This is a genomic window from Thermoflexibacter ruber (assembly GCF_900113045.1).
Taxonomy (GTDB): domain Bacteria; phylum Bacteroidota; class Bacteroidia; order Cytophagales; family Thermoflexibacteraceae; genus Thermoflexibacter; species Thermoflexibacter ruber.
Genome location: NZ_FONY01000041.1, coordinates 22,127 through 46,075, shown reverse-complemented (window position 1 = coordinate 46,075; position 23,949 = coordinate 22,127). Strand labels below are relative to the sequence as shown.

The 23,949-nt window shown below is 37.4% G+C and carries 16 protein-coding genes; 7 read left to right on the top strand and 9 right to left on the bottom strand.

The window, feature by feature from the left end:
* Positions 1-263: 263 nt before the first annotated feature.
* Positions 264-1,145, top strand: a complete 882-nt coding sequence (locus BM141_RS18450) for a phytanoyl-CoA dioxygenase family protein (protein ID WP_245764109.1) — start codon at positions 264-266, stop codon at positions 1,143-1,145.
* 3 nt (positions 1,146-1,148) lie between these two features.
* Here the strand turns inward: BM141_RS18450 and BM141_RS18445 are convergent, their stop codons facing one another.
* From BM141_RS18445 to BM141_RS18420, 6 genes are all read right to left on the bottom strand, one after another.
* On the bottom strand, positions 1,149-2,645 hold the full coding sequence (locus BM141_RS18445; RefSeq protein WP_091548948.1) for a D-apionate lactonase family protein: 1,497 nt from the start codon (positions 2,643-2,645) through the stop codon (positions 1,149-1,151).
* Between the two features lie 11 nt (positions 2,646-2,656).
* Entirely contained in the window at positions 2,657-3,508 is an 852-nt protein-coding gene (locus tag BM141_RS18440; protein WP_091548947.1) for a phosphogluconate dehydrogenase C-terminal domain-containing protein, read from the bottom strand.
* Between the two features lie 19 nt (positions 3,509-3,527).
* The gene (locus tag BM141_RS18435) at positions 3,528-4,892 is read right to left on the bottom strand and encodes a four-carbon acid sugar kinase family protein (RefSeq protein WP_091548946.1); all 1,365 of its coding nucleotides are present in this window, start codon (positions 4,890-4,892) and stop codon (positions 3,528-3,530) included.
* Complete coding sequence (locus tag BM141_RS18430; RefSeq protein ID WP_091548945.1) at positions 4,882-6,138, bottom strand: ribulose-bisphosphate carboxylase large subunit family protein; 1,257 nt, start codon at positions 6,136-6,138, stop codon at positions 4,882-4,884. Before BM141_RS18430 ends, BM141_RS18435 begins: the two co-directional genes overlap by 11 nt.
* 24 nt (positions 6,139-6,162) lie before the next feature.
* Positions 6,163-6,843: a Uma2 family endonuclease gene (locus tag BM141_RS18425; RefSeq protein ID WP_177217450.1), complete on the bottom strand. Its 681-nt coding sequence runs from the start codon at positions 6,841-6,843 to the stop codon at positions 6,163-6,165.
* Between the two features lie 186 nt (positions 6,844-7,029).
* The gene (locus BM141_RS18420) at positions 7,030-9,510 is read right to left on the bottom strand and encodes an SPFH domain-containing protein (RefSeq protein WP_091548943.1); all 2,481 of its coding nucleotides are present in this window, start codon (positions 9,508-9,510) and stop codon (positions 7,030-7,032) included.
* Between the two features lie 531 nt (positions 9,511-10,041).
* Between BM141_RS18420 and BM141_RS18415 the strand changes: the two genes are divergently transcribed.
* From BM141_RS18415 to BM141_RS18400, 4 genes are all read left to right on the top strand, one after another.
* Positions 10,042-11,385 (top strand): flavin monoamine oxidase family protein, encoded by a 1,344-nt coding sequence (locus BM141_RS18415; RefSeq protein WP_091548942.1) that lies wholly within the window; start codon positions 10,042-10,044, stop codon positions 11,383-11,385.
* 45 nt (positions 11,386-11,430) lie between these two features.
* Positions 11,431-11,835: a hypothetical protein gene (locus tag BM141_RS18410; protein ID WP_091548941.1), complete on the top strand. Its 405-nt coding sequence runs from the start codon at positions 11,431-11,433 to the stop codon at positions 11,833-11,835.
* 226 nt (positions 11,836-12,061) lie between these two features.
* Positions 12,062-14,125, top strand: a complete 2,064-nt coding sequence (locus BM141_RS18405) for a sensor histidine kinase (protein ID WP_143090988.1) — start codon at positions 12,062-12,064, stop codon at positions 14,123-14,125.
* Positions 14,126-14,215: 90 nt separating this feature from the next.
* On the top strand, positions 14,216-15,295 hold the full coding sequence (locus BM141_RS18400; RefSeq protein WP_091548939.1) for a GNAT family N-acetyltransferase: 1,080 nt from the start codon (positions 14,216-14,218) through the stop codon (positions 15,293-15,295).
* Positions 15,296-15,317: 22 nt separating this feature from the next.
* Here the strand turns inward: BM141_RS18400 and BM141_RS18395 are convergent, their stop codons facing one another.
* From BM141_RS18395 to BM141_RS18385, 3 genes are all read right to left on the bottom strand, one after another.
* Positions 15,318-17,333: a tetratricopeptide repeat protein gene (locus BM141_RS18395; RefSeq protein ID WP_091548938.1), complete on the bottom strand. Its 2,016-nt coding sequence runs from the start codon at positions 17,331-17,333 to the stop codon at positions 15,318-15,320.
* Between the two features lie 48 nt (positions 17,334-17,381).
* Positions 17,382-19,529 carry a sensor histidine kinase gene (locus tag BM141_RS18390; protein ID WP_091548937.1) on the bottom strand — a complete coding sequence of 716 codons (2,148 nt, stop codon included), beginning with the start codon at positions 19,527-19,529 and terminating at the stop codon, positions 17,382-17,384.
* 137 nt (positions 19,530-19,666) lie between these two features.
* Complete coding sequence (locus tag BM141_RS18385; RefSeq protein ID WP_091548936.1) at positions 19,667-21,835, bottom strand: cation:proton antiporter; 2,169 nt, start codon at positions 21,833-21,835, stop codon at positions 19,667-19,669.
* A 190-nt stretch (positions 21,836-22,025) separates the two neighbouring features.
* On the opposite strand from BM141_RS18385, the gene BM141_RS18380 reads away from it, so the two are divergent.
* Both BM141_RS18380 and BM141_RS18375 read left to right on the top strand, forming a co-directional pair.
* The gene (locus BM141_RS18380; protein WP_143090987.1) at positions 22,026-22,580 is read left to right on the top strand and encodes a hypothetical protein; all 555 of its coding nucleotides are present in this window, start codon (positions 22,026-22,028) and stop codon (positions 22,578-22,580) included.
* A gap of 239 nt (positions 22,581-22,819) precedes the next feature.
* Positions 22,820-23,782: a transporter gene (locus tag BM141_RS18375; protein ID WP_091548934.1), complete on the top strand. Its 963-nt coding sequence runs from the start codon at positions 22,820-22,822 to the stop codon at positions 23,780-23,782.
* The last annotated feature ends 167 nt before the right edge of the window (positions 23,783-23,949 follow it).

Here is a 23,949-nt window from a genome sequence, read left to right as displayed (position 1 = left end):
AATAGATAATATATTACATAGCAAGAAAACTAAGAGCATGAAAATATTTTAATAATCCAATTAACTTCTTGGAAAAGTACAATAGGGAAAGTGATAATATGCTTGCAAAAAAATATTGATAGTCTTTTAAGGATATAAGAATATTTCCTAATTTTACCTGACGGGTTTTGCAAGCCCATTGGTGTAAAAGATTGATAATAGTACTTTTTCATTCAAATAAATTCGCAAACCAATTTTGTTTGGGTATAAAAATTAGATTTACCATGATGCCAATAAGCTCGTTGCCGTATGACTTAGCAGAAGTCCACACCCTCATCAGCGATATGTTTGAAAGTACAAATGATTGGGAAAAGTATAGCTTGACCGAAGAACAAGTAGATTTTTTCCATGAAAATGGGTATTTAGCTGGGATTAAGCTACTTGACGAAGCGCAAGTAGAGAAGCTACGAGAAGAACTTAGTGAACTTTTTGACCCTAAACACCCTAAAAATCAATTATTCTATGAGTATCATACCAACGAATCCTCCTCGCCTGACCATGTCTTGTTTCATGCCTTAGGAGCGTGGCGTATTTCTGTAGGTTTTCATGATGTTTTGTGGAATCCTGCTTTTGTAAAACCAGCCAGCCAGCTATTGGCAGGGAGCGTAAGATTTTGGCACGACCAACTTTTTTGCAAACCTGCTAAGCATGGAGGCGTGGTGGCATGGCATCAAGACTATTCATATTGGACACGTACAAAACCTATGGCTCACTTGACTTGTTGGGTAGGTTTAGATGATGCTGATGAGGAAAATGGTTGTTTGTACTACGTACCCAAAAGTCATCGTTGGGGACTGATAGAAAAGCCTGAGTTAGCGGGAGATATGAATGGAATTTATCGTTTCCTAACAGAGGAACAGAAGGCACAGTTCAGCCCCATTCCTATCCCTTTGAAAAAAGGATACGCCGCTTTTCACCACCCATTACTCATGCACGGCTCGTATGCGAATAGAACTGACCGACCAAGACGGGCTTTTGTACTCAATGTTTTCAAAGATGGAGTTTGCTCTGATAGCAATGATACTCTTTTAGAAGGTGTAACTCCTATTCCCAAAGGGCAAAAAATGGAAGGAAAGTTTTTTCCCTTGCTTTTTGAGGCGAAATAGTTTTTAGCAAAATGCCTCAAAAACAGGAAATTTCTCGCCATCTATGACTCCTCGCCGACCTACAGTTTCAAAATAAGTAAGAGATTCCGCTCCTGCTTTGTGCAAGATGCCTATGCTTGCTTTTGTCCATTGATAGCAAAAATCACTGCTTTGTCTCTCATCAGATTGAGGATAGCCTGTTTCATTTGGATTAGTGGCATTGGGATTGAACCTTGGTTTGAGCGTAATTGAGTGAACATAAATGGGAATATTGCCATATTTCTGCTTAGCGGTAAGGATAGTATCTTTTTGTGCTTCAAGGGTTTCTATCAGCGAAAGGTCATCAAACGCATGAACTTGGGGATTGATAGAAAAACCTATAAAATCAATGTTAGATATATCTAAACTCGCTCTATTGAGTTCTGCAAAATAAGCATCTGTTCCAATACCCAGTTTTACCTCAGGCAAAATCTTTCTAAAAGCATCAACTAAAAATTGCTGAGCGGTAGTTTCCCAGCCAGCCTTACGGTATCTGAGCAATAAGATAGAATGATAACTCGCTGACATTGAAAGAGTATGATTCAAAAAGTCATTTGCTTCCTGCTTGTAATTTTCGCTAAAATGTAGCACTGCCTCCAATTTCCAACCCAAAGTATTGGCTTGTTCACTTGCTCTTTTCATTTCCTCTTGCCAATTCAGATTAAAAAGTTCAATATCCGCTCTTAGGTGGTCGACTTTGGTACTTTTTAACCATGTAATTTCCTGTTTGCTCAAATTGGCTTTGTCCGTTGAAATTCCCATACCTAAGGAAGTGTGAATCTCCTCTAATTCTGTAGGAAATTGGGGGAGGTGAGGAGCTTTTTTTTCTGCAAATACTTTATTATCAAAAACTTGTAATTTTAAAACAACTTTTTGCTTTATTTCTTCTCCTTCCGTGACCCATACAGGAAAAGGTTTGCTCAAAGGTGTGCAGTAAGTTTTGTAGGAGGCATCAGTCCAATTCCTTTGGTCTTCAGTTTCAAAAATTTCTCCTTCAAAAAATAGTTCTGCTTGGCTATTTTCCATTGGAAACCAAGTCATGCTTTGCACATTAGAAAAAGGCTGATGAGGAGAGATAAAGACAGGGAAAGTCTGTTTCTCTCTACCGTTAATGATTATCTCTTTGCCTACGCACTCTCTCAATGGGTGCAACACGCAAAAGCCAATTCTATTTTTTTTAAAATTACTGTATGCTTTTCCCTCAAAAATACATTCTATTTCATTATTGGATTTGCCTTCATAGGTCAAACTTGCCTTAAAGTGAATGTCATCTTGCTGGTAGAGTGCATTTAATACTATTTTGAAAGCAGCTTCTCCCTCTTTTAATGAAACAACTTCTACTTTGGGAATAATAGTATCCCAGTTTTCATTGCGAACTGCGGCGTAAATTCCCCTGACTATCTCCACTCCATTGCATTGGATATAACGGAGTTGGGTTTCGTCTAAAAAAATATCTAAGTTTCCAGCTTTTAAAGTTTTCATTTTGGAAAGAATTAGAATTTAGTAACGGGAACATTAGGGTCAGTCATTACACCAATTTGGTATTTGACATGCTCAACCTCGAGTACTTTTTTCCAGTCTTCCTTGAATATCAAAGGTCTGCCGATGTGTATAGCCTTGTATGCTGCATCAGAAAATACTCCGCCCGGCAGTTGGTCAAAGCAAAGAGCCAATTCAATATTCATGTGTCCCATGAGAAAGTCAAAAGCTGCTTCTCTGGGTACTCCTTTTTTTATGATTTCTTCTAAGGCTTCTCGGATAGTTACCATGACTGCCCCCAAGAAAGTTTCTGCCAAACCGGGTTCGAGCAGTGCCATCTGCTCGGCGGTAATGCGATGCGACCTTTCCACAGGTTGATAAAAAACCTTTGCCAAATCTTCGCCTATTTGATAGTGTTTCTCCTCGCCTTGCAACAAAGCACATACGATAGACTGCTTGGCAGCGATGCCTCCAAAATAATCATAATGGGCTTTTTTATCCTCTTCCCAGTTAAATACAGAGGGGTGGCAAGGGTGAGTAATGAAATAGGCAATATCCTCTCGCTGTGGCAGATGTCCGCCTACTGCCGCCGCAGGGTCAAGGGTAATGACGATACAACCAGACTTGAACTTAGGCAGTAGCTCAGTAGCTACTTTGCCGATGAGAATATCAGGCAGGGCAAGAATGACTACGTCTGCCTCTGGAATAACAGACTCATCTGAAACTGTAACTCCTCTTTGGGCAAGTCTTTCTTTGCCTACTTGGCTTACTTCGAGGTAATACACCTCTTTCGTACCTGCTTTAATAAAATTGTCGGTGAGTCGGCAACCCATTTTCCCGCCTGCACCCAGTAATGCGATTTTCATTTTCAAATGTATTTATAGTTTAATATTTTACTCCTTCATAAGCCTCTTGGTAAAATGACTTTTTCCCGTTTTGCCCTCCCTTTAATGCAATTTGAAGATTATCAAATTCTTTTCTCTGAGCATGAGTAAGGCAGAAAGGAGAACCTGCGGTCAGCTCTGCCAAAAACTCAAGTGCATCTATTTCAAGCAGGCGTGTAATTTTGCCTGAGGTATCGCCTCCTGCTGAGATGACGCGGTCTGGCTTGTAACGCAAAACCAAGTCTTTCAAAAGTTTGCCTAATAAAATTGGTAGCCTCTCTTGCCCGTGAGGAATTTGTTTAACCAAAGGCAAAGAAGGGTCATTCGGACCTAATGCCGAGTAAAAAATGATAGGTAAATAATCATTTTTACTTTCTGAGGCAAGACGCATCAAACGCTCTTGTTCTGAGGCACTTTCCTGTTCATTTAACAGCCTTACTGTATCTATAGCTATGGTTTTAAACCCAATTTGTTGGGCGTATAAAATCTGCTCGGCGGCTACGGGAGAGCAACTCCCTGACATCGCTATCATTTTTTTGGCTTTTCCAATGGCAGTTTTTGCTCTTTGTGCTTCATTTTCTTTTTCAGGAAATAAAGCGGTGGCTACTGCTGACGAACCCACGATTAACTGATTAGATGTAGGGAAATAAGCATTTAACCCTTTGCCTATCAGGTTTAGATGTGTAGGAGAAAGCGTATCAAACAAGACAATTTTTTTACCTGCTGACTTTGCTTTGTCCAAAAGTTGTGTGAGGTTTTTTTGCCTATCTTCCAATTGAAGTACATCTATTAAAAAGCCTTCTTTTTTTGTTTGTTTGGAAAGGTGTAACAAAATATCGCTCTCGTCCATAGGGGTAATAGGGTGCTTAGACATAGTTGGGTGTCTGTCCAATCGGTAAGTAGTTTCTTGTACTCTTGCGAAAAGATTGCCAAATACGACAAAGCGGTTGAGTTTGGGCATACCTACCAAAAGCGGTATTAGTTCACTTTCAAAGTATTCAGAGGCTATGTCTATAGCTTGCCCAATGCTTCCAATACCGGGCGAGGAGTCAAAGGTAGAACAGACCTTGTAGTGAAAAAATTTGGCGTTCAGTGCAGCTAATTTTTCAAAAATGGCGGGAAGGGTTGCTTGCATCTGTTCCCTGTTCAGACTGCGACTGATACCTGCTACGCCGACAGCACGCAATTTTTGCATAGAAAAGAAGGTATTTTTAAACTGAAAATCGTGAATTTGTGCTTTGGTAGGCGGTTCAGTAAACAGAGCTACAGGTACATGTGCTAAGGCTAAGGCTTCCATGACATCAGTAGAGCCTGTAAAATCATCTCCATAAAATGTCAAATCCAGCATGTTCATATTATTTTCCATAAAATGCCAAAGCCTTTTGAATAACAGGGTATTTATGAGCAATATCTTGCAGTTGATTGCCTTTCATACCTTCTTCCCAAGCAATGCGGATACTTTCTACCCCCGCTTTAATGCCGTCGGGGTGTGCAGTGATACCTCCTCCACACAAATACATCAGGTCAGCATTGCCTACTTTGGCATAAGTATCTGCGGCTTGGTCTGCCCACTGTCCAGAAGAGATAACAGGCATAACCTTGTAAGAACCTCCTGCTTCGCTTTGGCAAGCGCGAATCGAGTTCAGTACAGACTCATCGCTTTCGCAAAACTTGTTGCGCAATCCGTTGGTATGCAAGTGGTCTATACCTGCTAAGCTAAATATTTTTTTATACACAGGAAAAGACATTCCCATTAACTCAGGTCGATAAAACATTCCCCAACCGTTTCTGTGTCCATGTACGGGAAGTTGGGTAAATTGGCAAATCTGATGCACTGCGGAAATACCTACCCAATTCAAGCTCATCATGATGCAAGTCCCTTCGTTTTTGAGTACGATGTCATGCCTTCTTTTCATATCGTCCAAGTCGCCACTAAGGTTAAAAGCGTACATCACTTTTTTTCCTGTGGCATCGGCGTATTTATTAATCTGATACATAGCTAATTGTACTCTTTTTTCAAAAGGGGAGTGCGGAGGGTCTGCCATAAGTTCGTCATCTTTGATGAAGTCCACTCCCCCTTCTATCAAAGTTTTTACTTGCTCTGCGTTCTGCTCGGGACTTAGCCCTACGCTTGGCTTGATGATAGTGCCGATGATAGGTCTTTGATGTACTCCTGCTAATTTTTGTGTACCTTCTATGGAAAACTTAGGACCCGAGTAGTGTGCTTTATAAGTCTGAGGAAGTTCTATATCAAGAAGTTTTAAGCCTGAGAATTGAGAAAGCTCAAACAAATTTCCTGCTACGGTAGCCATAAGGGTAGGCAAGTTTGCCCCTACGTTGTCATAATTCCAAGAAATTTCTATTCTTGCCTTTTGAAATATTGCTTGGGCAACTCCTTTGGGAGGTTTTGAATCGTTTAGGTAGGGGGTGGTACTCTCACCGAGGATTTCTATGGATTCTACTTTAGCTCCGTATTTTTCTGTGAGTTCGGCTGTTTCACCGGGAACTTTTACGAAAGTGCCACTGCTCTGCTCGCCTGCAAGCACTGCTACAGCTTTCTCGACAGGGTGAGCAGTTTCAATCAGGTATTTAGCGATAATTCTATTTTTCATATTTACTTAGGATTGAATTTCTATTTACTTCTTCAAAGCCACTTTGTTGTAAATCTTAGCGATGGCTATATCCACTTCTATTGCTTTGATTTGCAGGCTTTTGTCTTTTTCGTCTAAGAGGTTTACCTCCCATTTGCTTTTTCCCTTTCTGATGTGTTGCTCTATGCCTATTTTGTCTTGTTCAATCATAATGTACTCTTGGAGGGAGGGAATAGAACGGTATTCTTCTAATTTTTCTGTTTTGTCTATTTTTTGGGTGGAAGGCAATAGAATCTCTATGTTCACTATGGGGTTTTCTACCAAACCTTTCTCGTCGCGCTTTTCATCTATAGCAGAAGTGGCGCATAGGTCAGGCATGCGAGATTTTTCTTTATTGGGAATTTTTATATTGGGGTCTTCTGTATAAAGATTATACTTTTCTTGATTTAATTGTTTACCAATCTCTAAGAAAATATTAGAGTTGATAAGGGAATGATTTTTACTTTTCATTTCTAAATGGTATTGAAGGGCAAGTTGCATGAATTTGTACCAATCGTAATCAGGGCTAAAAAGAAAATCCAAAATTTCTTCTGGGACTTCTTTTTGGTCGTACCTCCAATAAATGATGCCTTCGCTGTACTCAAAAAAAGGCTTGTCTTCTACAATCTCTACCAATCGCAAATAGTCATCTAAGGAATAAAGTGTGGTTTTTACCTCTGTGAGCATAGTGTGGTTACTTTTTCCAAAGTTAAAAACTTTATTGTTTTTTTCAAAAAGTACAGTTACATTTATACAAATCTCTTGTTTTTTACAATGAGTAATAAATTTAGGGAACGTGGTAAATTTTTCCACGTTCCTTTTTATAATAAAACCCATCAGGTTTTCAAAACCTGATGGGTTTGGTTTTTTGTCTTACAAACCAAATCCACCCTCTTCTAACTGTTCTTTCACGTTACCAAGCGTATTGCCTAAGACCGTTCCTTTGAGCATATTGGCAAAGACTTCTGCTACGCTTTTGCCTCCTAAGATAGAAAGCGGAGCCATGGAAGTCGCTACCTTTTCTGCCAATGCCCTATCGCTGAACGCTTGGAGTGCGGCTACTAAATCTGGAGAAACGGCACTTGCTTTGGCAACGACTGCCTCGACCTCTCCTTTGAGTTCAGCCAAGTAGATTTCCAATTGCTGCTTTTCTACGTCAAGCGTAAACGCTTGGCGTTCTTTTTCTACGGCAAGTTCAGCACTGCTGATTTTTGCCAAGAGGTCTTGCTCAGCGAGTTTGGCATCTAAACTACGCTGACGAGATTTGATTTCAGACTCTATTGCCGCCATTTTGCTTTCCAGTTCTTTTTTGATTTCTATTTTTTGCAGTTCTAACGCTTGCTGTTTGGTTTGGGACTTGCTTTCGCTGATTTTACGATTGACATTTTCTACCTCTTCGGTAAGCTCGAGCTTGCGTTTTTCATTGGCAATGGCTAAGTTTTGACGAATCACGTCTTGCTCTGCATTGATGAGCATTTTTTCAATGTTGGCATCGCCTAACTTGATGTCAAACACCTCTACATCGTAGATGTGCATACCGTTTTCCTCAAAACGCCTGCCATTACGCTTGCCGTTTTCCCCTGCTACCCCCAGTACCGTATCTCTGATGATATTGATGCCATTGGCATAAAAATCCATGATTTTGTACTTTTTGACTGCATTTCTAATCACAGAACGAATATGGTCGGTTAAAAACTTGACGTAATTTTCTACATTGAACCATTTTTCAGGCTCCCCCTCAAAGTTTACACGATAAGAAAGATGAATGTTCACTTGGCAAAAATCAGAAGATTCTGCTTTGACCATATCGGAAATTTTATTGTGTAAAACCTTCAAATAGACTGTTCTAAGCAGATTTTCTTCTGTCTTGGGCGTACCTGTGGAAAGTTCTACGGTTTGTAAGTTCTCATCGTATTCCAACAAATAAGTTTGCGGACCTACAATGACTTTGCGCGTGCCTGTTTTGCTTACGACCAAGACCGCATAGCCTGTCCACAAATTGATAGTTACTGCTCCTTCGTACTTGTTGTAAAGCGTGATTGTTCTTGGTCTTGCTAACTGCTCTGGGCGATTAAATTCTTCCCCTGTAAAGCCAGAAGGCACGGTCGTCATAGAGCGTTTGCGAGATTCCTCTTTGGTTGTACCTCCTTTGAGGGCTAAGTCCGCATCTTTTGCCAAAATAAACTCGTCTTGTTGGGTTTGCTGGAAAAGCTCTTTGAGTCTGGCGTTGTACTCTAAGGCTTCTTTATTCCCCGGAAACCATAACTCTACCTGCCTCAAATCCAATACTCGCCTTACGATGACCTCCTCTCTGGGGTCTGGTAAGAACATAATAGGTCCTGTTTTGAGCGTAACGGCACCCGTTTTTCGGTTGAGTACATAGCGACCTTCCCCTGAGGGAATCGCTACAGCATGATAGATTTCTTGCTCTCCGTACTTGATGATGGCGTGTTCGGTGCGTGGATAGTAAATCATCTGGTCTTTGCCCGTAATAAATAACTCTTGCCCTACTTCATAACGGATGCCGTTTTCTTCATAAGGAGCTATGACTTTGATGTATAAACCACTGATTTCGTTTAGCTCAATTGCTCTAAATTTACGGTTGCCGTTGCGAACTACGAAGTCTTCCGTTGGCTCTGGAAAAACTACATTAGGACCTTGTACGTAGCGTTTTTTTCCATTTTCATCAAGCAAAATGCAATACTCCAAGCGTTCCAGAGTTACGGCTTCCCTTACATAGTTGCCCTGCTCGTCCCTGACTACTTCTACGCCCGTGGGAGGAATATAGAAGGAAACATTTGTTCCTTTGATTATCAGGGTTTTACCTGTAATCAAATCGGGTGCTTCTGTACTAATGATTTCGTCTTCGCCGCTTTCTGCATTTTTCACTTTTACGACTGCTTTTGTCCAATTTTTCTTCGCTTCGGTTTCATCATATACCCTTACGACCAAATACTGATTGGAGCGAAGGTGATGCCCTGTAACGATTTTGGCGATTTGCCCAGGCCAAAGAGCGAAGAAAACGGGACCGGGTATATTGACTTTTCGCCCAATATTTAGCTCCCCTAAGTTGTTGGAAGTGCCTACTTTGGGCTGATTTCCGTCTTTGGGTGGATTTTTCAAAATCACGTACCACCCTTCTGGTGCAATGGTAAAAGTTTGGATAGACTCGTCAAGATTACATTTGATAAACTGTTTGGTTTCGGCATCAAACAGTACAGGTTTGTCGGTATTTGCCAAGCTCGTCTTGTAAGGACCTACATAGACATTGATGTTGCCTTTGGTTTGGTCGGAAATAAAAGCGTACTCGTTTGGCGCGAGTACTAAATCACGTTCTCTGTTGCTGTCGTTCATCTTTTTGCTAATTTGGAATGATTTAATCTGGAATGATTTAAAATTAAGAAATTCCAGATTTCTAATTTTTTTGATTCCAGATTCTAACAATATATACGTATTTTTTACACTAAGGTTAGTGTTTTTTATACACTTTTTAAATTTTTTTTTGAAGGAGTAAAGGAAAAGAGAAAATTCCTTGATAGCGTGATTAAAATGAAGATAGTGGGATATTTTATAAGTGAATATTTTTATAAAGTTTGCAACCTAAATATTTACATGAACGTATAAGCTACTGTAAAATAAACTAACTATATAAAAACTTACATATCTTATGAAAACATTGCTTATTAAATTTTCTTTGATGATTATAGCCTTTTTGTGGAATCTACTTGTTTACAAGATAAAATATATATTCTCATTGAGGAGTAACGCTGTACTTAATGTAAACTAACTGCTTTTTAAATAAAAATAGAAATGAGTTGTAGAGGATTTTTACAACTCATTTTTTTATTTTTACCCAATTAAATATAAAAAAATAGTTGAACTACTATGGCAGTAAGAATGTCTGATACACGAAGTAGAGGAGTAGCAATAGAGGAATCTACTGAGGCACTTCACGAAGTACATGCACAAAGTAACATCATTATTGTAGGGGCGGGTGTAGCTGGTATGTATGCCGCTTATCTTTTGCATAATCAAGGCATTGAAGTAACTATTTTAGAGGCTTCAGCACAATGGGGTGGTAGAGTGAGGACATTGGAAGGGTTTGCTTCTTTTCCTGTGGAAATAGGTGCAGAGGAAATTCATGGAGAAAACTCATTGTACTACCAAATGGTAAAACAAGCTAATATAGAAATGTTTGACAGTGAAAGTGGAGAAAACTTATACTTTGTAAATGATGAACTGCTTAGCGAGGATCGCATCAATGAGAACAAGCACTATAAAAAAGCCTTAGATTTGATAGAGGAGATAGTAAACTATGAAGGGGAGGATATTTCTCTGCAAGAGTACATGGACAAGCAGAAGATAGACAAAAGTATTCAACACATCTTGAACGCAGAGTTAGCCAATGAAAGGGGGACTTCGGCGAGTAGGCTTAGCATGAAAGGTTTAGCTTATGAGTTTCAGCATTGGAAGGCTGGTTATCAGACCTTTATGCTTAAAAATCATTCACATTCTGCCATTTTAAAAAATTACTTTGCAAGTATTTTAGACAAAATCCAGTACAATCAAGAGGTAAAAGCCATAGATTATTCTGAAGATTTGGTGAGTATCATTACCCAAAATGGACAAAGTTTCCAAGCAAGCAAGGTTGTCTTGACTGTTCCCTTGACTATTTTGAAAGCGAATCTTATTAATTTTTATCCTGTCTTACCTAAAGAAAAAGAATTAGCAATTCAAAAAATAGGCATGGGAGCAGGAATGAAGGTGATTTTGAAATTTAAGCAAGCTTTTTGGGGAGAGCATACGAACTCTATTTTTGGGCAACTTGTCCCTGAGTATTGGGTAACTTCTTTTCAAAGAAATGAGAATGAATATGTTTTGACTGCCTTAGTCAATGGGGTGAACGCAGAGTTTTTAAGTCATCAGGGGGAAGAAGCTATCAACTCCATTTTAAATGAATTGGACAACATCTTTGGTGCGAATGTAGCCTCTGCCAATTTGGAGAAATCTTACCTTATGGACTGGACAAAAGAACCTTTTATCAAGGGTACATATTCTTTTGACAAAGTAGGAGGTGGCGATAGTCGTCAGATACTTGCTGAGCCAATAGCAGAGAAATTATTTTTTGCAGGAGAAGCTACCTGCACCAATGGGCATCATGCGAGTATTCACGGGGCGATGGAAAGTGCAGCAAGGGCGGTGAAAGAAATTTTAGAAACCAATTTGTAAGTTAGGAAAAATAACAACTAATTTGCATTACTAAACTAAAAAAATATGATAACAGAAAAAACAGATTTTCAATTACTTACTTTTGATGCGGACACTAAGTTAGTAAGCATTACTTGGCAGGAAAATACTAAGCTAATGACAGAGGAGCAGTACAGAAATGAGCAACTTCAAACTCGCGATTTTTGCTTGAAAAATAAGCCTGCTAAGCTATGTGTAAATACACAAAATTTATTTTTTGTTATTACGCCTGACTTGCAAGTCTGGACAGATGTCAATTTGGTGCAGCCACTTATCGAGCAAGGGGTTAGTCGCTTTGCTTTTATCATGCCTGAAGATATTTTTACCCAAGTTTCCATACAGCAAGCGGTGGAAGAGAACCCACAGCAGTTGGAAAGCACACGATTTTTTGATAAAGAGGCAGAAGGGATGAGTTGGTTGTTGAAAGGATAGATTTGATGATAAAGCTATCAAAAAAATCAATTTTTGTAAAGTAATTTTCATAATGATTTCCTTAGCTATGCCTAAGCATTTTCAAAAATCCTTAGGGTTTTCATGCAGTCTCATATAGGCTTTTGTATCTTTGTTAAGAACTTCTCGTATTTTTAGGAACAAAAAAGAAACTCAGAAGTTATCAAAAGAGAGTTTTTTGCTATTATTCAAAAGCTATTTTTTTCTAATGTTTAGATATTTTTTTTTGTTTGTTTTTGTTTGTTTAACTGTTATTCAGCTATTTGCTGGGAATACGCCTACATTAGTGCTAAACCCTACAGACCATTACAAGCGAATTTCTTTGTTGCCATATCTTCAGATTTTGGTAGATAGTACCACACAGAAAAACTTAAATGCAATCTTACTGCCTACTGTCCAAAAACAATTCCATCGCCTCGATATTGAAAGCTTAGATATCAAGGCAAAATCCATTTGGCTGAGGTTAGATGTGGATAATAAAAGCGATACAGCAAAAAAGATAGGTTTACAGTTTGGCTATTTCGAGCATTTGACTATCTACCTTGCAAGCGATACATTGACCAAGAAAGTCGCTCAACGTTCTTTTAAACGCTTGGAAGATGTAGAATATGTCATGTTACCTCCTCATAAAAGCACTTTTTATTTTCATATTAATCGCTCACAGCCTATTTATATTTCGCAAGTAAAACCTGCTATAGACTTTGCTTTTTTGCATGGGGAATATTATGATTACTTTTGGGAAACTAATAAAGTGGGCTTACGTTATTTTTCTTTGCTTTTTATTGGAGCAATCAGCGTAATGCTTTGTTATAACCTTATTTTGCTAATTATTTTAAAAGATAAAAATTACTTGTATTATGTTTTATGTCTATTCTCATTTGGCATTGCTGATTTCTCAGAAAGAGGTCTTTATGAAGAATTAGTAGCACCAGCCCCCCCCACTTATTTTTTGTGGTTAATACTTATTCCTGTTATTTTTTATGTTCTTTTTCAGCTATTATTTACTCGTAGTTTCTTAGACCTACCTAAGAATATGCCTTTTCTAAACAAAATAGCCCTGTTTCTATGCTTTCTGGTAGGCTCTAATTTTTTGCTTATTGCATTTGGAGCGTATGAGTATCTCCAGATTTACTTGATGATATGTTCTGGTATTGCTAATTTAGGGATACTTTGTATCTCTTTGCTTGCTATAAGAAAAGTAAAAAGCAATATCACATTCTATCTAATAGGAAATATCCTTTACAATATTGGGGTAATCATCTATGTACTTGATTTATTCCAAGTGATAGAAAGTAATATCTATACCGTGAATGGAATGTTAGTAGGTAATATTTTAGAAATGATGTTGTTTTCTCTGGCTTTAGCAAATAAAATCAATGAGGCTAAAAGAGATTTGATGGAAGAGAAGCTATTAAAAGAGCAAGAAAAAAAGATTATTATTTTAGAGCAGAATAAACTTTTGGAAGAGAAAGTGGAACAACGCACTTATGAACTCCAAGAGAGTAATAACAAACTACAACAAACACTGAAAACCGTAGAATTGCAAACAGAAGAGTTGGTGAAAAACAATTTATTCAAAGACAAAATGTTTTCTATTATTGCTCATGACCTTCGCAGTCCTTTGGGTGCGCTAAAAGGTACTTTGGCACTGTTAGCAATAGATGCTCTGAGCAAAGAAGAAATCAATTCCATGACCAACGATGTGAAAAGACGTTTAGATGCCTTAGATGTAACTTTGAATGACTTGCTACAATGGGCAAAAAGCCAAATGCAAGGAGCTACTATCTCCTCAGAAATAATTGATATACAAGAGAATATAAATCAAAAAATTGCCTTGTTTTTGCCAATAGCCGAAGATAAAAAAATTACACTTCTGAATCATATACCAAAGAATACTATCGCTTATGCGGACTTAAATCAGTTCAGAGCAATTATAAGAAACTTGATAGCCAATGCAATCAAATTTACCTCTCCTAATGGGGTAGTAATAGTGGGAGCAGAAGAAGAAGAAAAGGATACCAATTTTGTAACTATTTGGGTCAAGGATACGGGGTTAGGTATGAAAGAAGAACAAATGAAACAACTTTTTGAAAACAAAACGCACTTTACTACCAGAGGCACCAAAGGAGAAAAAGGAACAGGGTTAGGGCTGTTACTTTGTAAAGATTTTGTAGTGCAAAACGGAGGGAGAATTTGGGTAAAAAGTGAATTGAATAAAGGAAGTTGTTTCTATTTTACTTTACCCAAATCTCCCACCAAGATTTCAAATTAAGATGTTAAAATTTGAGGAAATTTTAGCCCTATTCACTAAATTTGGCTAATTTGAATTTCTTAGTAATTATTAGACTTTGCTTCTTAAACTATGCTTGTTGAAGTTTATCAACCTAAAAGCCTTTCCCCTTCACGTTTGGACAAACTCTTGGCAGGTGGCTGGTTTCGTACCTCCTCAAGTATTTCTCGCCTTCAATATCTGTGCATAGATGGAACGGTAGGCTCTGTGATTAATATTAGGGCTAAGTTAAGCGATTATCAGTTCAGTAAAAGTTTTCGTAAGTTATTAGCAAAGAACAAGAAAAAGTTTACTCATATCATCAGAAAAGCAAGCATAGACGAAGTCAAAGAAATGCTCTATCAAAAGCAAAAAAGCCGCTTTGAGATTTTTGTCATGGAGAACCTGCATGTTTTTTTGTATGATTACTTAGATGCACGAGATTGTGTATTTGATACTTACGAGATTGCGGTCTATGACGGGGATAGATTGGTCGCTGTAAGTTTTTTTGACTTGGGCTTTCAGTCTATTGCCAGCATTTTGGGCTTGCATGACCAGGACTATCAAAAATATAGCTTAGGCACATATACGATGTTATTGGAAATAGAATATGCTAAGGCAAAAGGGTTTACTTGCTATTATCCTGGGTATGTAGTGCTGAGCAACAAGGGCTATACATTTGACTACAAATTGCGTTTGGCTAATTTAGAATACAGAGATATTTTGGGAGAGTGGAAACCCATCAGCGAGGTAGAGTCAGAATATTGGATTCACCAAGTTTTGGAAGAGAAAAAACAAGCAATTGAGACCTTGTTTGAAAAATATAACATTGATTGCCAAGAAGTTCTGTATCCTTACTTTGCTATTGCTCATTTTATTACTCATTACCAATGTGTTAGTACTGCTATTTACTTCTTGATAAGTGAACGGCATCACCAACAGCTAATTTTAGAATATTTGATAGAAGAAGCAACTTACAGGGTAGGTTATGTAAGTCCAATTAATGATATTTTTATAGAAATGATGGTAGAAAACGTAAAGCTCTCTGACAAATTCATAACTACCAGCCACTATTACAAAAGACCCTTAAAATATGAGGAGATTGTCTTAGAAACCATATCTCTGCCCCAAGCAATAGCTAAAATTCTGGAATTGAAGGTTTTTGAGGGATAGAAAAGTAAATGAGAACTAATTTTTAAACGGGCAGATACACTTTAAAAGTAGTGCCTACATTCACTTGACTTTCTACCTCTACTGTGCCATTCAAAAATTCTACTTGCGTTTTTACCAGATAAAGCCCTAAGCCTTTTCCTTCTACGTGGTCGTGCATTCTTTGATACAAGCCAAAGATTTTATACGGGTCTGTATTGGTCAAATCCATGCCTATCCCGTTGTCTTGAAAGGAAAGAAGAAACAAGTCATCTATTTTAGTAGTACTAACATGAATAATTAACTTTCTTTTTTCTGAACGATATTTGATTGCATTAGAAATGAAGTTGAATAAGATGCTTTGGATATAGCTTTTGACGGAGTTGATGTGTTTAATTTGAAAATCGCGGACTATGGTTATTTGATTGAGTTGTATCTCCCCGATAAAATAATTTAGTTCGTTGTCAAATTCTTGTTCTATATCTACTTGTTCTTTGATAGAAGTCAGATTCTTGCGAATAGAAATAATCTGAGTCAGGTCTTTGATAACTTCGTCTAAATTTTGAGTGGCTTTCTCTAAGTAGCTCATTACTTGCTGGTTATGGGCTTGGACTACCTCGCTTCTATCAAAAATATTCATCAGCCCAAGTATTCGGGCAACAGGAGCGCGTAAGTTATGAGAAATAATGTAAGAAAACTGTTCTAAATCTTGGTTTTGTTTAGAAAGATTTTCTACTGTGTGCTTGAGTTCGCTGGTGCGGTCAGAGATTATTTTTTCCAAGTTTTCGTTCATTCTAAGTATCTCTTCGTTTTGCTGGTTCAGTTCCTCATTGATAGTTTGCAAGGTTTCTTTCTGTTCTTGGATAAGTCTGTTTTGCAAGGTAGTAATATGATTGGCTTTTTTTATCTTTTTATTGTTTTTATGGAAAAAGTAAGCTACTATACACGACAAAACTAAACCTATGATGGTAACATTTCTAATGATATTTTGTTCCTCTATTGTTTTTTCTTGGAGTTGGAGAGCAATTTTTTGTTTTTCTATTTCATTTTGCTTCTCTCTGATTTCATAATCTGTTTGAAGGCGTGTCAGGGCATCTATTTTATCTTTGGTAAAAAGGCTATCTTTGAGTAGGAGTATTTGTTCGTGATAGGCAAGTGCTTTTGCCAAATCTCTTTTTTCTTTGTAAATGAGATACATAATTTCGTAGATTCCCAATTTTTCTTGCTTGGAGTCTATGCTCAAAATCAGACGAAGGGCTTGTTGGCTGTATAGCATCGCACTGTCTAACTGGCGGGAAGTCTGATGAGTTTTAGCTATTTCCTTCAAGGTCATAGCAATTGACAAATTATCTTGGACGGTTTTATCTATGGCGAGGCATTGATGCAAAATCTGCAAAGAGGCAGGGTAGTTTTTCTGAAAAAAATAGACTTTGGCAAGGTAAAAAAGTGCATCGCTTTCTTTGTCTTTTTGCTTGATTTTCTTGGCAAGGGCTACTGCTTTCCCCAAAACTTTTAGGGCATCTAAGTATTTTTCTTTGATAATGAGTATTTTTCCCAGACGGTTAAGGGCTATGCAAAGGGACTGCTCGTCTTGGGCTAAAGAGGCGAATCGAATAGCCTCTTGGCAGTATTGTTCTGCTTTTTCGTATTCTTCCTGCGCAAAGTAGATATTGGCTATGATAGAAAAGTTAGTAGAAAGAATATGATTAACACGGATTTTTTTTGCCTCTTCTACCGATGCTAAGGCATATTTTAGTGCATTGGTAAAATCACTTTTGGTAAAATAGGCTAAACTGATATTGCGAAGCAAGAGAACTTTGCCGTAGGAATAATTAATTTTATTAGCTATTTCTAATCCTTGGTTGCCATACTTGATAGCTGTCAAAACATCGTTCCCACTGTACAAAATAACTAATTCCGCTAAAATTTTTACTTGAATGGAATCAGTAGGGCGAGCATTTAGTTCTTGCAAAAGGCTATCAATGAGGTTTTTGTTTTGTGCAAAACCTTGTACATGAATTAGCAACAAATAAAGTAACAAGCCTAAAAGCCTCTTAGACATAAATATTTATATCTATCATTCTTAGTGTTTGAAATTAGATAAAAATTTTTAAATAGGAAAATATACTTTAAAAGTTGTGCCAACGTCTAACTTACTTTCTATTTCTATTTTCCCTCCAAAAGACTCGACTTGTGTTTTTACTAAAAAAAGCCCTAATCCCTTCCCTTCTACATGTTCGTGCATTCTTTGATACAAACCGAATATTTTATATGTATCCGTCTTGCTAAGGTCTATACCCAATCCATTATCCTCTACGGAAAGGCAGATAAAATCTGTCATCTTTTCTATAAGGATACGGATAATTAGCTTTCGCTTATTAGAGCGATATTTGATGGCATTGGAAAGTAGATTGTGCAAAATACTCTGGACGTAGCTTTTGATACAATATATAGTGTTTGTATCACTGATAAAGGTGTGAATTTCTGCTTGTGCTTTTTCTATTTCATCTTTTAGCAGGAACTTTTCTGTTTCTATGACTTGCATGAGATTTACAGATTCTTTGGTTTTATTTAAGTCATTGCGAATGGTAATGATTTGCGTCAAGTCTTTGATGACAGTATCCAGGTCGTAGGAAGTTTTTTTCAAATGCTCAAAAATTTGTCGGTTGGCTTGGTCGTCATAGTCCTTTTCATTGAATAAGCTAATCAAGCCCAATAAGCGGGCTACTGGAGCGCGTAGATTGTGCGAAACTATATAAGAAAACTGGGCTAAGTCCTCATGCTGTTTTGTAAGGTTGTCCAGTGTTTGTTTTAATTCTACTGTCCGCCGCTGCACCTTATTTTCTAAATTGTTATTGAGTTCTATGATTTCGTTTTTTTGCTGATGCAGTTCCCTGTACTGCGTTTCTATGAGTTTGTTTTGCGTTTCCAGATGCCTATTAATCTCAATAAGTTCTTTGCGTTGCTCTTGTAGTTCTTCGTTTTGCTTTTCTATTTCCTGTTTGGTTTCCTCTAATTCTGAGGTTCTTTTTTGCACTTCTTTTTCTAAGTTTTCTTTTTGCTTTTGTACTAACTCGATATTTTCTTTTTGTAAAATATTGATTCTATTGGCAAGTGCCAATGAGGAAATAATAGTTTCCAAAACGATTCCTGTGGGCGTGAGATACTTGGAGAAGCTGTGAAACTCTAAGACTCCTGTATAAGACAAAGTTGCCCAATTAGTTAGGATTATGAATGCGCTCCAGCCTATGAGGTAATAGATAGCAGGTTTGTATCCCTTCGCATAGATGATGATGCCTGAAATGATATAAAAGGCAAAGTCGAGGGTAAGAAAAAAAAGACTCCCCTTGAAAAAAAAACTACCTAAACCTGATATATTTAATACGATTCTAAATATAGAAATAGATAAAAGAACCCAAGCGATGCGATAAAGTGTGCAGCTATACTTTTTGAATTTTAAAAAAGTAACTGTAAAAAGCATCACAAAAATAGGATAGATAGAACTAATCAGGTAAGTGTAGCGTCCTATGAAATCTCTGTATTCAGGGAAAAACAAGCTAAGATAACCTCTTGTATTTAAAAGATTGATACCGATAAAAAAAGTATAAGTAACATAAAACAAAAAGGCAAAATCTTTGACCGAAAAAAACATGAATAGATTATAAATGATAGCTAAGAGAATAATCCCCAAAAAGACTAATTCTATGAGGTATCTATGCAATAAAACACTTAATACACTTTGCTGAGTAATAACTTTTGTTTCTATAAACATGTACCGATTAGACACCAACCTAATGTACAAAGTTTGAGTTTTGTTCGTGGCTGGGTTGGCAGGTAAGGCAATGATGGTATGGGTAGAGGCGATATCCTCATTTTTGATAGGCAATTTTTTCCCTGTGAGCCTAAGCTGATAGTTGTCTTGCTCATCTTGATAATAAAAAGAAACACTATCTAAGTAAGGGTTTTCTATCTGGAGGTAGTATTTCTTCTCTGTTTGAATATCTATTTTTAATTTGAGCCAAACCGCAGACTGAGTATTTCCCAGATTAAGGATATGGTTAGGCATTGGCTCAAATTTTCTTTGCAATGAGGAAGTTAAGATTGGTTCTATGCCCAAACTCCTACTCTTATCTTCATAGATAAGCATATATTTTTGAGGATTGATGACTTCTTCTAAGCCGTCAATAAAAAGAACTTCTTGGGCATAGAGGCGAGTACTCACAAGAAGAAAGCATACAAGCAAGAATTTAGACTTCATTGAATTTTAGCTTGGCAATCACAGTTTATTTGACCTATGAGTGCATAGATTACTTTCTCAAAAATAAAACTTTAATTGCAGAAAATGAAAATAATAAAGGTGATATACTGTTCTATAAAAGTAAGATATGCTGATAATTATTGCTTTTTCTTTTTGAAAAGTCCACTAATTGTTTTTCCGATGCTGTCTAACCTGCCTATATTTTCCTTGATTGGTTCTAAAACAGAAGGATTCTTGAAGTCATCTATGACTGTTTCTTCGCTTACCCCTATTTGCGTAGGGAAAATGAGCATAAAATTGTTAGTTTGAAAATATTTATTAAGGTACTTAGGAATTTTGGGCATATTATCATCATAAGAAGGGCGGTTTTTCCTACTCATGACAATAATTAAGTTATCATCGCTTTTTATATCTCTGGAAAGCACAAGGAAATCTTCCCAGTCTGAAAACTCCTTGAACTCTGCTTCTATGTGGTGCTTTTTATGCACCTCTTTAATCGCGTGAAGCGTTTGTTCGGTAGCATAAAAAACCAGCTTTGCGCCTGTATTGCGTCCAATGTTCCAAACTTTGCCAAGCCAAGCATAAAAGCCAAGTTCTTTCTCTGCCATCTTAGGAACAATGATGACGTGCTTTTTAATCGTTGCTAAGGGTTGTGAAGGCTTATAAATCAGGGTATTGGCATTGCACTTGGTTAGTATGCCTTCGGTCAAGTTCCCTAAAAAAGAGTCTGAAATACCTATTTTTTTATGTAAGCCTAAAATTAAATCTGTAATTTTATGTTCTTTGACTGTATTGGTGATTCCATTCACTACATTGAGGTCATAGCGGACTAAATCGTTCAACTGATTATCGGTTGAGGAGGCTATCTCAATGGCTTTGTCGAGCATCTTTTTTGCTTTTTTGTAAGCCACCTCATCGGAGTTCTCACTGCTAATAATATTGAGTGCATACAAGCCTGCCTTATTTTTTTTAGATTTAACCATGATACTAAGATTCATCAACTCCTCAATCGTTTCAGGATTGTGGATAGAAATGAGTATTTTCTCTTCCTCCTCGCTTTCATCTACCTCCTCGTTAGTTGCTTCCATTGCTGCTATGTTTTGCGCTCCCTTCTGAGCAACAAAAGTAGCGATGGTGCAAGTAATCAAAATCATGAGGATAGTACCATTTAGTACGCTCTCGTTCAGTAATCTAATAGGCTCTCCGTTGTCAGTCTGCCCAAGCACGATGTTGTAGCCTACCAAAACTGCGGCAAGCGTAGCTGCCGCTTGTGCGTTACTCAGACCAAAAATCAGCCGTCTTTCGTCTATGGAAAAGCGAAAGGTTTTTTGCGTAAGCCAAGCTGCACAAAACTTAGATAAAGTAGCCACCGAAGTCATCACTAAAGCCACTTTGATAGTTTCAAAATCTTTGAAAAAAGCCTTGTAGTCAATCAACATTCCCACGCCAATAAGGAAAAAAGGAATAAATAAGGCATTCCCTACAAACTCAATCCTGTTCATCAAAGGAGAGGTACGCGGAATAAGTCTATTGAGTGCCAAACCTGCTAAAAAAGCTCCAATAATTGCCTCTATACCTGCGGCTTCTGCCAAAAAAGCTCCTAAGAACACCATGCCCAGCACAAAAATATACTGCGAAATATGGTCATCAAAACGCTTGAAAAACCACCTGCCAATGATAGGGAAACCAAACATGACTGCAAGCACAAAGGCTAAAATGGAAATCCCTAACTTAATCCAAAACTCGTTAGTTATTTCGCCTGTGGACATTCCCACAATGATCGCCAAGACTAAAAGTGCCAAAGTATCTGTAATTACCGTTCCGCCTACGGTAATATTTACGGCTTTATTTTTGGTAACACCCAATTTGCTTACGATAGGGTAAGCTATTAAAGTATGCGAAGCAAACATGCTTGCTAATAAAACAGAAGTGGGCAATGAAAATTGGAGTAGGTACAAGCCAGAAAGCGTACCTAAGGTCATGGGAATCAGGAAAGTATATAAGCCAAAAATAATACTTTTGCGGCTATTTTTTTTAAAGTCGGCAAGGTCTATTTCCAAACCCGCTAAGAACATGATGTAGAGCAAACCCACCGTTCCAAAAAGAATAATACTACTATCTCTACGCATTAAATTCAAACCATTGGTGCCTATAACTGCCCCAGCGATGATAAGCCCAATAAGGTGAGGAATTTTGAACTTATTGAGAATAATTGGGGCGAATAGAATAATGAAAAGTATTAATGAAAAAATTAATACAGGATTTTTTAAGGGGAGTGTCCAATCAAATGTACTAAGTAATACCATGATTTTCTGATTTTTAGGTGTAATTACGTTTACTCAACGAATATCCAATTTCGCAAAGATAATCATAAATTATATAAACTTCAGAGTGCTAACTATTGACTTATTAAATTAAAGTTTTTTGCTTGAAAATTTTATTTTTCCAAACTTTTCCTTACATTTGGGAAGTAAATATGAGAAAAGAAAAAAGATTTTGAGAAAACTTGTAGCTATATTTTTAGTTTTCCTACTGATTTACAACATGATAGGACACTACTTAGTGCTGATTTACCAGCAAAAAGTAGCCAATATGTACTTTTCTCAAAGTTTAGCCCATGACAATATCCCCGACGACGACCTCTTCATTATCAAAGTCCCTGCTTCTCTATATGTACCTGCTAAAAACACCGATTTTGAACCCATTAGCGGAAGTTTTGAGTACAAGGGCAAGTTTTATGATATGGTAAAGCGCAAAGTGGAAAATGATACGCTCTATATTTACTGTGCAAATAATCGCTACAAAGAAAAAATTGCTTCACAAATCGCAAACTACGTAAAAAGCTATGTAGTTGATTTTGAAAATGATAAAAATAATAACCAAAACCAGAAATTGCTCAAATCCTTTGCAAAAGAGTATTTGCAAGTTTCTGCTTACCACATTCTTTCTATCTACCAGAGGAATAAAACGAGTGAAAAAAATGTAATTCTTGATGATTCTTCACCTGCTATGCCCTTGATTGCTACTCCCTCGCCACCTCCCGAAGTCTAAATCTATTTTCTCGTTTTTTCATTAATTCAACAACTACAAAGGCTAATTTTTGTATAGTTAAGAACCGCAGAAAAGCCTACAAAACATAGTAAAGGGCAACCTTAATAAGCACTTTACTGTTTGTTGGATTACCCGTTTTACACACATTCTATTATAGTAATTAAACTTTTGTCAATCTATACTTTTGCAATCCTGCAAAGGGTGATAGGCTATTATCTAATAAATAAATTTGAAAAATAATGAAAAACATTACATATATCAGAGGGAAATATAGTAAAGTTTATTTTCTAAAAGAATCAGTCCTTCTTCTATACTTTTGTACTTTTCTCTTAACTATCTCCGCACCCGCTCAGACCTTCACAGACGGGCAAATGATGGGAAAGGGATTGTTCTGTGGTGGGTTAAGTTATACCCATGATAGTTGGAAAAATTACTGGGAAGGCACTTTGAAGCGAGATAATCTTAACTTAGGTACAGTAAGCACTCAAAGCATTACGGCTATGGGGGCACTTGGCATAAATAAAAATATCAACGTGATGTTTATGCTACCGTATGTTTGGACAGAAGCTACCGCAGGCACATTGACAGGTATGAGAGGCGTACAAGACCTCATGATTGGGGTGAAATATAGACCTCTCGACTTAAAATCTGATTTTGGAAGGTTTAATGTCATGGCAGTAGGGGCGTTCTCCGCACCTATGAGTAACTACACCGCAGATTTTCTACCTCTATCCATAGGATTGGAGGCAAAAACCTTGCAAGGGAGGCTCATTGCTCACTACCGTACTAAGCAAGGTATCTTTGCCACTGCACAGATGGGATACATTTGGCGAAGTAATATTACCATAGACCGCACTTCTTATTATACTGATGGACAACAATTTAACTCCAATGAAGTGGAAATGCCTCACGTAACGCATTTTTCTGCACGAGCAGGCTACATGCAAGAACGTATGATTTTAGAGGCATTTTTTGACAACATGAATACACTCGGCGGTGGTGATATTCGCAGAAATGATATGCCTTTCCCGTCTAATAGAATGAATTTTAGCAAGGTAGGAATCATGGCTACTTACCGACCTTATGGCTATCAAAACTTTGGCTTTACGTTAAGTGCCAGCACCACACTTGCAGGAAGAAACGTAGGGCAATCAAATAATATTACTGCTTCGGTCTTGTATATCATCAAATGTTGGGAGTAGTTTACAATGTTTAAAATGGTTTAAGATAGTTTGAAATGTTACGATATACAGACAAAGGGTTAAAAGTCTTGTTTTTCACGTGATAATTCTCGGTACGAAGTCCGTGAAAAATTACCTTGTCAATAATTGGTGTGTTATTACACGAATTACTAACTAACCGAGAAGTA

Bases quoted from the DNA above. Each gene is read 5' to 3' on its own strand.
- BM141_RS18425 (WP_177217450.1), bottom strand. From the start codon at position 6,843: ATGCTCACAGAGGTAAAAACCACACTTTATTCCTTAGATGACTATTTG.
- BM141_RS18430 (WP_091548945.1), bottom strand. From the start codon at position 6,138: ATGAAAAATAGAATTATCGCTAAATACCTGATTGAAACTGCTCACCCT.
- BM141_RS18405 (WP_143090988.1), top strand. From the start codon at position 12,062: ATGTTTAGATATTTTTTTTTGTTTGTTTTTGTTTGTTTAACTGTTATT.
- BM141_RS18400 (WP_091548939.1), top strand. From the start codon at position 14,216: ATGCTTGTTGAAGTTTATCAACCTAAAAGCCTTTCCCCTTCACGTTTG.
- BM141_RS18440 (WP_091548947.1), bottom strand. From the start codon at position 3,508: ATGAAAATCGCATTACTGGGTGCAGGCGGGAAAATGGGTTGCCGACTC.
- BM141_RS18375 (WP_091548934.1), top strand. From the start codon at position 22,820: ATGAAAAACATTACATATATCAGAGGGAAATATAGTAAAGTTTATTTT.
- BM141_RS18415 (WP_091548942.1), top strand. From the start codon at position 10,042: ATGGCAGTAAGAATGTCTGATACACGAAGTAGAGGAGTAGCAATAGAG.
- BM141_RS18385 (WP_091548936.1), bottom strand. From the start codon at position 21,835: ATGGTATTACTTAGTACATTTGATTGGACACTCCCCTTAAAAAATCCT.
- BM141_RS18395 (WP_091548938.1), bottom strand. From the start codon at position 17,333: ATGTCTAAGAGGCTTTTAGGCTTGTTACTTTATTTGTTGCTAATTCAT.
- BM141_RS18450 (WP_245764109.1), top strand. From the start codon at position 264: ATGATGCCAATAAGCTCGTTGCCGTATGACTTAGCAGAAGTCCACACC.
- BM141_RS18390 (WP_091548937.1), bottom strand. From the start codon at position 19,529: ATGAAGTCTAAATTCTTGCTTGTATGCTTTCTTCTTGTGAGTACTCGC.
- BM141_RS18435 (WP_091548946.1), bottom strand. From the start codon at position 4,892: ATGGAAAATAATATGAACATGCTGGATTTGACATTTTATGGAGATGAT.
- BM141_RS18420 (WP_091548943.1), bottom strand. From the start codon at position 9,510: ATGAACGACAGCAACAGAGAACGTGATTTAGTACTCGCGCCAAACGAG.
- BM141_RS18410 (WP_091548941.1), top strand. From the start codon at position 11,431: ATGATAACAGAAAAAACAGATTTTCAATTACTTACTTTTGATGCGGAC.
- BM141_RS18445 (WP_091548948.1), bottom strand. From the start codon at position 2,645: ATGAAAACTTTAAAAGCTGGAAACTTAGATATTTTTTTAGACGAAACC.